Annotated in this window: 1 protein-coding gene; it reads left to right on the forward strand. The window is 45.4% G+C overall.

The features are described from left to right. The first annotated feature begins 144 nt into the window (after window positions 1-144). A complete protein-coding gene (locus CKW02_RS01985) occupies window positions 145-10,851 on the forward strand; it encodes a non-ribosomal peptide synthetase (protein ID WP_034620248.1) in 10,707 nt (3,568 codons plus the stop codon). Window positions 10,852-10,869: the final 18 nt, after the last annotated feature.

Here is a 10,869-nt window from a genome sequence, read left to right on the forward strand (position 1 = left end):
AAAATGGGAGTCCCTCCGTTTTATTCGGGGTGGGCTTCTTTCCGTATTCTGTCTATTTTAATGAAATAGACTTGGTTCTTTTGATATAGAGGGTGCAGGGTTGTCACATTGGTGGAGAAAACATAGAAGAGGCGGAGGATGAAAATGAATACAGTTTATTACCCCTTAACACATGCGCAAAAGCGAGTATTCTACACGGAAAGATTTTATCCAGGTACAAGTATTTCTAATTTGGGTGGATTCGCCAGATTGAGATCGGTATCAGGTTTAGATCCATCTTTGGTCGTTGACGTGCTTCAAGCGTACATTCGCCAAACTGACTCCCTTCGGTTGAGGCTGGTGTATCGACATGAGCAGGAGGAGCCTGTTCAATATATCAAGCCTTATGAAGACAAGCCGATTCGCATGGAGAAGGGCTGGAGTGAAGAAGAAGTGAGGGCTTGGGCGAATGAACAAATCCGTGAGCCGATGCCGTTGATTGACAGCGCCTTGATTGAATTTACGGTCTTTCAAATCAGTGATCAAGAGTGCTGGCTGTTTTGTAAAGCACATCATATTGTGGCGGATGGTATCTCCATTATCTTAATGGGAAATCGCATCATCGACTTATACCAGGACATGTTGCAGGGGGTAGACATCTCACCGGTTGAGGAGATTTCCTTCGTTGACCACATCATGAGTGAGCAAAGCTATGAAACTTCTAAACGATTTCAAAAAGACCAAACTTTTTGGAATGAGCAATTTGCCAATATTCCAGATTTCGCTTCTTTAAAACCGCATAAGGGATACGAGATGAGTTTACATGCGGAGCGATTTTCAGGGGATATTCCAGATTCTTTGAAGGAGAAACTTCGTGCGTTTTGTGAGGAGCAGAAAGTCAGTATGCTCTCGATGTTTATGTCCACTGTTTATGTATATTTACATCGTTTTAGCGGTATGGAGGATGTTGTCCTTGGAACCTTTATGGGCAACCGAACGAATGCCAAAGAAAAAAAGATGATTGGTATGTTTGTTTCCACCATTCCGATGCGTGCATCTGTTCAGGGGTCGCAAACATTTCTTGATTTCGTCAAACAGGTCATGGCGGATCAAATGAAGATCTTGCGTCACCAAAAGTACCCTTACAATCTTCTCATGAATGATTTGCGAGAAAGAGAAGGGTTTACAGGACGCCTTTTTGATATTTCTTTAGAATACCAGGTCATGCAGTGGCAGAAAAAAGAGAATCTGTCTTTCATTACTGAACCGATCTTTAGCGGGAGCGGAATGAATGATATTTCCATTCATGTAAAGGACCGCTGGGATACTGATACATTGACCATTGATTTGGACTACCGTACAGATGTATTCACCGAAGAAGAAATCAGTAAGATGTTTGATCGATTCTTAATCATACTAGAAGCGGCAGTCTCCCAGCCTGACCAGCTGATCGGGAAACTCCCTTTACTTCCACCAGATGAACAAAAGGAACTGCTTCAATTATCTGAGAGAAAACCTTTTGAAAAGCCAGCTGAAAAGCCGGTTCACCATCTGTTTGATGAGACAGCCAATAAGTATGCAAAGCGAACAGCTGTTGTAACAGAAAATGGAGCATTTACTTATGGAGAACTGTTTCAAAAGGCAGAAAAGCTGGCGCGTTTTTTACAAATGAAAGGTGTCTCGCGTGATGTGCCTGTTGCTGTCTTAATGGATCGGAAGGCAGAGGCTATGGTGTCGATCTTCGGCATATTAAAGGCTGGCGGGGCGTATGTACCGATTGATCCGGCATTACCTGAGGAGCGTATTCAATATATTGTGGAGGATTCTGGTGCTTCCATTGTGTTAACAGAGGAATCGTTCGTTTCAACATACCGTGCCCTCTCGGAAAAAATGGTCGTGCAGCAGCAAATCGCATTAGATGATGAACTGCTGCCTCAGCTTGTAGATCAGTCGGTACCAGAGGATTTGGCTTATATGATTTATACATCGGGGACGACTGGAAAGCCGAAGGGCGTCATGATTGAGCATCTTCAGCTGCATCATTTGGTCCATGCCTTGCATCATGAGATTTATGAAGAGGCGAGTGAGCTTCAAATGGCGCTTCTTGCACCATTCCATTTTGATGCATCGGTGAAACAAATCTTTGCTGCGCTATTATTTGGGCATACGCTTCATATCATCCCGCGAGAAACAACGAGAAATGGTGTTCAATTAGCGGCTTATTATAAAAAACATCAAATTGAGGCAGCGGACGGAACACCGGCGCATGTGCAGCTTTTACTTGCAACGGAATTAGATGGGCTGTCCTTGAGGCATATGTTAGTTGGGGGAGAAGCATTGCCTGCGAAAGCAGCATATTCTCTTATCGAAGCGGTTCGGATGAGTGAGCCTGATTTTACTTTGTGGAATGTGTATGGTCCGACTGAGACGTGTGTCGATGCGGCGGTTCATCGCCTAGAACTAAGTGAGCTGCGCGAATCCTCTGAACAGCAGCGTTATGTGTCAATCGGAAAGCCGCTCGGTCATCACCGTCTTTACATTTTAAATGACCATGATCAATTACAGGTACAGGGGGCTGCTGGAGAACTGTACGTTGCAGGGATAGGTGTTGGACGAGGCTATGTGAATCAGCCTGAATTGACGGAGAAAGTATTTACGGCAGATCCATTTTCTCCAGATGAGCGGATGTATCGAACAGGGGATCTAGTCAGATGGCTTCCTGATGGCACAATTGATTATCTTGGCAGAATGGATGATCAAGTGAAAATAAGGGGTTACCGCATAGAAACAGGCGAAATTGAAGCAGTGATGGAGCAGGTAGATGGAGTGGATCAAGCTGTCGTACTTGTTGTCGAAGAAGCGGACGGGGAAAAGGCGTTAAGTGCTTACTATCAAGCTCGTCATGAAAATGTGTCAGTTGACATACTTCAAGCCGCTATCAAACATCAGCTACCAGCTTACATGATGCCGCTCTATTTCAAAGAGCTCGATGCATTTCCACTCACAGTCAGTGGCAAAGTCGATCGTCGTGCACTTGCTGCCCTAAAAGGAGATAAAGCCGTTCAAGCTGTTTATGCTGCGCCTAGAAACAGTCTCGAAACGAAGCTTGTGCGTTTGTGGGAAGAAATTCTTGGTCAAGAGAAGATTGGTATATATGATTCCTTCTTCGAACGAGGGGGGCATTCGCTGAAAGCAATGACTGTACTCACACATGTGCAGCGAGATTTTCAGGTGGAGGTGCCGCTGTCCGTTTTATTTGAACAGCAGACCATTGCCGCTTTGGCTGACTACATTGAGCAAGCGGAAACATCTTCTGAAACGGTGATACCTAAAGCACCTGCTTTAGACCATTATCCATTGTCACCTCCACAGCAGCGCGTTTATATGGTGAGTCAATTAGAGCAAAGCACTGCATACCATATGCCAGCTGTTGTGAGGTTAAAAGGAACACTGCAGCAAGAGAAGCTGACGGAAGCCTTTGAAAAACTCATCATACGTCATGATATGCTGCGTACGTCTTTTCATACGTTGAAAGGTGTTCCGCGTCAACGGGTAGCTCCATCCGTGCCTTTTCAAATAGAGCAGCTAACAGGTGGTACGATGGAAGAAAATATGCAGCAATTTGTCAGACCTTTTGACCTTGGGTGTGCACCACTTCTTCGCATTGGCTTGAAGTCATTACATGATCAGGAGCACTTGCTCTTTTTCGATATGCATCACCTGATTTCAGATGGTCTTTCGATTGATTTGATGCTGCGTGAGCTGTCAGATGCTTACGAGGGATCGGTCAAAGACCCATTGAAGCTTCAATATCAGGACTATGCTGTTTGGCAAGAACAACAAGATTTTCAAAAAGAAGAAGCATTCTGGCTGCAGGAATTTTCGGGTGATCTTCCTGCTTTACAGCTGCTGACCGATTATCAGCGCCCAGCGGTCCAGTCGTTTGCAGGGGATCGTGTGATCAAAGAAATCAATGAAACGTTAAAGCGGCAATTACAGGAGCTAGCGGCAAAACACCATACGACACTGTATACGGTTCTGCTTTCTGCTTACTATACATTGCTTGCGAAGTACACGGGTCAAAAGGAATTCGTGGTTGGAACACCGGCGGCGGGGCGAGTGCATGCAGACTTGGATGACATGATCGGCATGTTTGTCCAGACACTTGCTTTGCGGTCCGAGGTTGATCCGAATGGAACCATGTCGCAGTTGATCGAGCAAGTGAAGGAAAAGACGATGCATGCATTTGAGCATCAGCAATATCCATTTGAACGACTGCTTGAAAAACTGAATGTGCCAAGGGATTTTAGCCGTCATCCATTATTCGATACCGTTTTTACACTCATGCCAGATCATGAATCAGCCCAGCATATAGGAGAAATGCAAGTTGAAATCGAAGAAACCAATTTCCATATTGCAAAGTTCGATTTAACGCTGCAAGCGATGGAGTCAGATCAAGGGTTATCCTTTGTCCTCGATTACAGTACGGCGCTATTTAAACGAAGTACAGCCGAGCAGATGCTTCATCATTATATGTATTTGCTGAAGCAGATGGTTCAAGCGCCGGAGGAGGCAATTCGATCTTATCGATTACTGTCTGAACAAGAAGCAGAAGCTCAACTGAATCTGTGGAATCCGTTACCGACGCCTTATCCGTCAGAAGAAACCATTGTGACGCAGTTTGAAGCACAGGTGCAGGCGCACGGTCATAAGTCTGCCCTCCAATGTGAAGGTGTGATTCTTTCTTACCAAGAACTAAATGACCGTGTGAATCAGCTGGCTCATTATTTACGTGAACATGGGTTTGAAAGAGGGATGAAAGCAGCCTTATTCTTTGAACGGTCTAATGAGATGGTACTCTCTGTTCTAGCTGTACTTAAGGCGGGCGGCGTCTATGTACCAATTGATCCTGATTTCCCTGATGAACGCGTGAAGCACTTTTTAACAGACAGCGGTGCGCAATTCTTACTGACACATCAAGTGCTGCGCCATCGTTCGGTGCTTGCTTCTTTCGAGGGAACCATCATCGAAACAGAAGATCGTGGAATTGTTCAGCAATCAGACAGCAATATAGACATTCGGGTATTGCCAGAGGATTTGGCGAATTTGACCTATACATCTGGTACAACTGGAAAACCTAAAGGAAATATGGTGACACACCGGAACATTTTGAGAACAGTGAAGCAATCAAATTATCTTGCCATTCATCATGAAGACACGGTGATGAGCCTATCAAACTATGTATTTGATGCTTTTATGTTCGATGTGTTTGGTGCTTTATTAAACGGTGCGAAACTGATTGTTCTGCCAAAGGATCATATCTTAAACATGAATGAGCTTTCTGGAGCGATTGAGAAGGAGAAAGTCAGTATTTTAATGATCACGACAGCTCTTTTTCACTTACTTATCGATATGAAAAAAGACAGCCTAAAGAACGTCAGAAAAGTTCTATTTGGCGGAGAACGTGCTTCCGTACCTCATGTCATGACTGCACTTGAAACGGTAGGGGAAGGCAAGCTTGTTCATATGTACGGTCCTTCTGAAAGTACGATTTTCACTACGTATTATCCAGTGAATCACATTGAGGAGCAGGCGTTATCCATTCCAATCGGAAAGCCAGTGAGTCAAACGGCTGTTTATATTGTAGATGAATTTGGACAGCTGCAACCGCCAGGTGTAGCAGGAGAGCTATGTGTCGCTGGTGATGGACTGGTAAAAGGATATTATGGGCAGCCAAAACTCACAAGTGAAAAATTCGTGGAAAATCCTTTCCGCCCTGGTGAGGTCATGTATAAAACGGGTGATCTTGCCCGCTGGCTGTCAAATGGAGAGATTGAATTCATTGGACGAATCGATCATCAAGTGAAGATTCGTGGTCAGCGTATTGAACTTGGAGAAATTGAGCATCAGCTGCTGCGCCATCCGCAATTAAAGGAAGCCGTCGTCATTGCAGCCCCAAATGACACATTATGTGCATATTTTACAGCCGAAGGATCCGTCTCATTAACTGATTTGCGCGAGCAAGCAGGACGTGAACTGCCTGTGTATATGATGCCGTCATTCTTCATGCAATTAGACGAGCTTCCGTTGACGAATAACGGCAAGGTAGATAGGCGAGCGTTGCCGGTGCCTGACCTAAGTGAGCAGGGGATAAATGAGTATTTCCCTCCTCAAACCGAAACAGAGCATCACGTAGCGCGCATTTGGGAGGAAGTTCTTGAAGTGCCGCGAATCGGCAGGAACGATCATTTCTTTGAATGCGGCGGCCATTCGCTACGCGGCATGAAAATGCTGAACAAGCTGTATGAAGAGATGCATGTGGAGCTCACTTTGAAGTCTTTATTTGAATCACCAACATTAGAGGCGTTTGCCTTGGCGGTTGATCAAGCGGATCAAACGGAGATCAAGCGAGTGGAGATCGCAGAAGAAGCGGCCTATTATCCAGTGACATCTGCTCAGAAAAGACTGTTTGTATTGGAGAAAATGACCGATGCGGAGCAAAGCTATCATATGCCGGCTGCTTTAAAGCTAGAAGGTGCTTTTGATGAAAAACGATTTAAAAAAGCGATTGAACAGCTTGTCCATCGTCATGAAGCATTCCGAACGAGCTTTGATTTTGTTCAGAATGAACCTGTTCAACGGATTGAACCAAACATCTCCGTAGACATTGAGACAATCGAAGGGAACGGAAGAGACATACAGGAATTGATGAATGACTTTATCCGTCCATTTAATATAGAAAAGGCGCCTCTACTCAGAGTAGGTCTAGTTTCTGCTTCCGTAAATGTCCATTATTTGCTGATTGATATGCATCATATCATTTCAGATGGTGCATCTGTAGGCATTTTAATTGAGGAGCTTTCAGCCTTGTATCGAGGAGACAAACTAGAGGAATTACCTGTTCAATATAAGGATTATGCGGTTTGGTCAAAAAGCGAGACGTTTGCTGCACAAATAGAAGCTGAAGAGGCGTTTTGGCTGGAGCAATTAGAAGGAGAACTGCCTGTACTGGCACTCCCAGAAGATTTGCCAAGACCAAAAGTGCAAACATTCGCAGGAGATCGTGTCTCATTTACAATCAATGGGCCGCTTAAAGCGAAATTGGATGAGCTGGTCAGAGCACTCAACAGTACGACGTATACAGTCCTGCTCACTTGCTACAGTACCCTTTTAAGCAAGCTATCAAGACAAGAAGATATCATCATCGGTTCGCCGATTGTGGGCAGAACTCATCCGGATATTCAATCTGTCATTGGTATGTTTGTGAACACGCTGGCACTTAGAACAAAGCCAGCAGGACATCTGACAGCCGCAGAATTTGCGTCAAATGTTCATCAGCTTGTGTTAGAGGCAAATGAGCATCAGTTGTACCCATTTGAAGAATTGGTAGACCGAGTACAAGCGGTTCGAGACACTAGCCGTCATCCAATCTTTGATGTGGTGTTCTCGATGGAAAATGCGGATATCCGTGATTTAACGATGGATGGACTTCATATTGTTCCGGAGCCATTCGAAGAGAATATCGCCAAATTTGATTTGACCTTAACTGGAAACGAATCGGCTGATCACATTGAGCTTGTGTTCGATTTTAATACTTCTATCTTTCAACAGTCGTCGATTGAAAAGTGGAAGGAGTTTTTCCTTCATTTATTGGAACAAATGGTATCAGCGCCAGATCAATCGCTAGATCAAATGCAGCTATTATCACCGAAGCAGCAGCAAAAAATGCTCAACGAATGGTCAGGTCCTGTCCTAGACGTTCCGTCAGATCAAACGGTTCATGCACTGATTGAGGCTAAGGCATACCAGACACCTCATCAAAAAGCGGCGACCTTCTGCGGAACGAGCTGGACGTATGAAGAGCTGAACAATCGGGCAAATAGAGTCGCTTTAAGACTCAGATCAAACGGCATAAAACGAGGAGATCGCGTCGGTATTCTCACCCGTCCGTCCCTTGACATGACGGCAGCCGTCTTTGGCGTTCTCAAGGCAGGTGCGGCATTCGTTCCAATTGATGCGGATTATCCGGATCAGCGTATTGCCTACATGCTGGAAGACTGCGGGGCAGAGGTGCTTCTCATGCAAAAAGGACTGACTGCACCATCTTCATTCACAGGTCATGTTCTGCATATAGAAGATGCCGTAGAAGGCGAAGCACAAGAAATTCAGGTTCATGTCAAACCAACAGATCTCGCCTATATGATTTACACGTCTGGAACGACAGGACAGCCGAAAGGTGTCATGGTCGAGCACCATTCTCTTGTGAATCTTGCGTTCTGGCACAATGATGCCTTCCAAGTGACAAACGCGGACCGAACCGCCAAATATGCCGGCTTTGGCTTTGACGCCTCTATTTGGGAAATGTTCCCGACATGGATCGCCGGCGCAGAGCTGCACATCATTGATGAAGCGATTCGTCTCGATATGATCAAGCTCAATGCGTATGTCAATGACGAAAATATCACCATTGCGTTCCTGCCGACCCAGCTATGCGAGCAGTTTATGTCTATGGAGAACCATTCTCTGCGTTACTTATTGACAGGCGGCGACAAGCTGAAACAGGTGAAGCCTGTTCCGTATAAACTCGTGAATAACTACGGTCCGACAGAAAACACCGTCGTGGCGACAAGCGGGATCATCGATCCAGATCAAGGCACGCTTCCGATCGGAACAGCGATTGCCAATACCCGTTTTTACATTATGGGTTCGTTATATGACCTCTCGCCGCCAGGCGTACCGGGTGAGCTTGTGATCGCAGGAAAAGGACTGGCAAGAGGGTACTGGAATCTTCCAGAGGAAACCAACAAACGATTTGTCCCAGATCCATTTTATTTAGGTGAGCGCATGTACCTGACAGGCGATTTAGTGAAATGGACAGAGGATGGCGAGCTGATTTATCTCGGCAGAAAAGATCATCAGGTCAACATCCGCGGCTTCCGAATTGAGCTGTCAGAAATTGAGGCGCAGCTCCTTGCGCTGGCAGAAGTCAAAGAAGCAGTTGTGACAACGGTCAAAGATGCCAGTGAACAGGATGCCCTTGCCGCTTACGTCATCACAGATGAAGAAACGACCGACCTAAAAGAAAGTCTAAAACGAACGTTGCCAGACTATATGGTGCCTTCATGGATCATCAAGCTAGACCAACTGCCGATGACGGCAAATGGCAAGGTCGATCTGAAAGCATTGCCAGCACCAAATATGGAAGCGAACCAAACAGCATACGAAGCCCCAAGAGACGAAGTCGAAACACTACTATGCGGCATTTGGGAAGACGTGCTTGGCGTCAGCCAAGTCGGCATTCACGATCACTTCTTCTTCCTTGGCGGAGACTCGATTAAAGGCATTCAAATGGCAAGCAGACTCACACAAGCAGGCTGGAAGCTCGATATGAAACTACTATTCCAGTACCCAACCATTGCCGAGCTCCGTCCATATATCGAAGAAGCTGATCAACTGTCAGCCGACCAATCACCTGTCGAAGGAGAAGTTATTTTCACACCGATTCAGCGCTGGTTCTTCGAACGAAACTTTACGAGTCAGCACCATTGGAACCAATCAGTTATGCTCCAAGCTCCAAATGGCTTGGATGAAACCATCGTTCAGCAAGTGTTGGAGCAGCTCATGATCCATCATGATGCCTTGCGAATGGTGTATCCGCTTGAAGAAGGACGCGTAATCCAGCGTCATCGAAAAATCGAAGAAAACTTGGTGGCTGTTGATGTGGTAGAAGTACAAGGGGAACTGTCGCAGCAAATCCAGCAGGTAGAAAACCTGGCAAATGAAGTGCAGGCGAGTATATCGCTAGCGGAAGGACCTTTAGTAAAGCCAGCCATTTTCCGAACGGATCAAGGGGATCATTTACTGCTCGCTGTACATCATCTTGTCATCGATGGTGTGTCATGGCGTATTTTCCTTGAAGATTTTATGGCTCTTTATGAACAGTCGAAGCGCGGGGAAATCCTGACACTTCCTGAAAAAACACACTCTTTCCAAGAATATGCCCAGAAGCTGACGGAATACGCGATGTCAGATGAATTGTTATCGGAAAGAGCTTATTGGAAAAAGGTACTTGCGCATTCTGTTACACCGCTTCAAAAGGATCATGTGACGGAGGATCAGCGGATGCTTCATACACAGACCATTCGTTTTACATTGTCTGAGGAGGAAACGCGCAGTCTGCTGACAGATGTACATGAAGCATATCAAACAGACATCAATGATATTTTGCTGACAGCACTCGGATTGTCCATGAAAGAGTGGACTGGTGAAGACAGACACTTTATTCATCTTGAAGGACACGGAAGAGAGAACATCCTCCCTGCGGTCAATGTATCACGGACGATTGGCTGGTTTACAAGTATGTATCCTGTGTTACTGGATATGTCGCATGCAGACGATCTTTCTTATCAGATCAAGCATTTAAAAGAGGAACTCAGGCACATCCCGAACAAGGGAGTCGGCTATGGCATATTAAAATATTTAACCCCTGACAAGATGAAGGACGATATCTCATTTGAGCTCGCGCCAGATATCAGCTTTAACTATCTTGGTCAGTTTGATGAACAGATCAGCGGCGAGTTAAGCCGCTCAACGTGGCATCCAGGACAATCGCTGAGTCCTGAATCAGAGAAACCTCATGCACTTGATATTGTTGGTTTCGTCGAACAAGCCATGCTCCATGTGACGATTTCTTATCATCATCTTGAATTTGAAGAACGTACGATGGAACAAGTCAAGGACCTTCTTGAAAAGAATGTGAAGGCGCTGATCTCACATTGCGTATCACAGGAGGAAACCCAGATGACACCTAGTGATGTAGGGGATGAAGATCTCACGATGGATGAACTTGAAAAGCTAATGGATATATTTTAAGCAAACGAAGAGGTGGAC

The organism is Bacillus pumilus (genome assembly GCF_900186955.1).
Taxonomy (GTDB): Bacteria; Bacillota; Bacilli; order Bacillales; family Bacillaceae; genus Bacillus; species Bacillus pumilus.

Excerpts from the sequence above, each read along its gene's own strand:
- CKW02_RS01985 (WP_034620248.1), top strand. The coding sequence starts at position 145 with ATGAATACAGTTTATTACCCCTTAACACATGCGCAAAAGCGAGTATTC.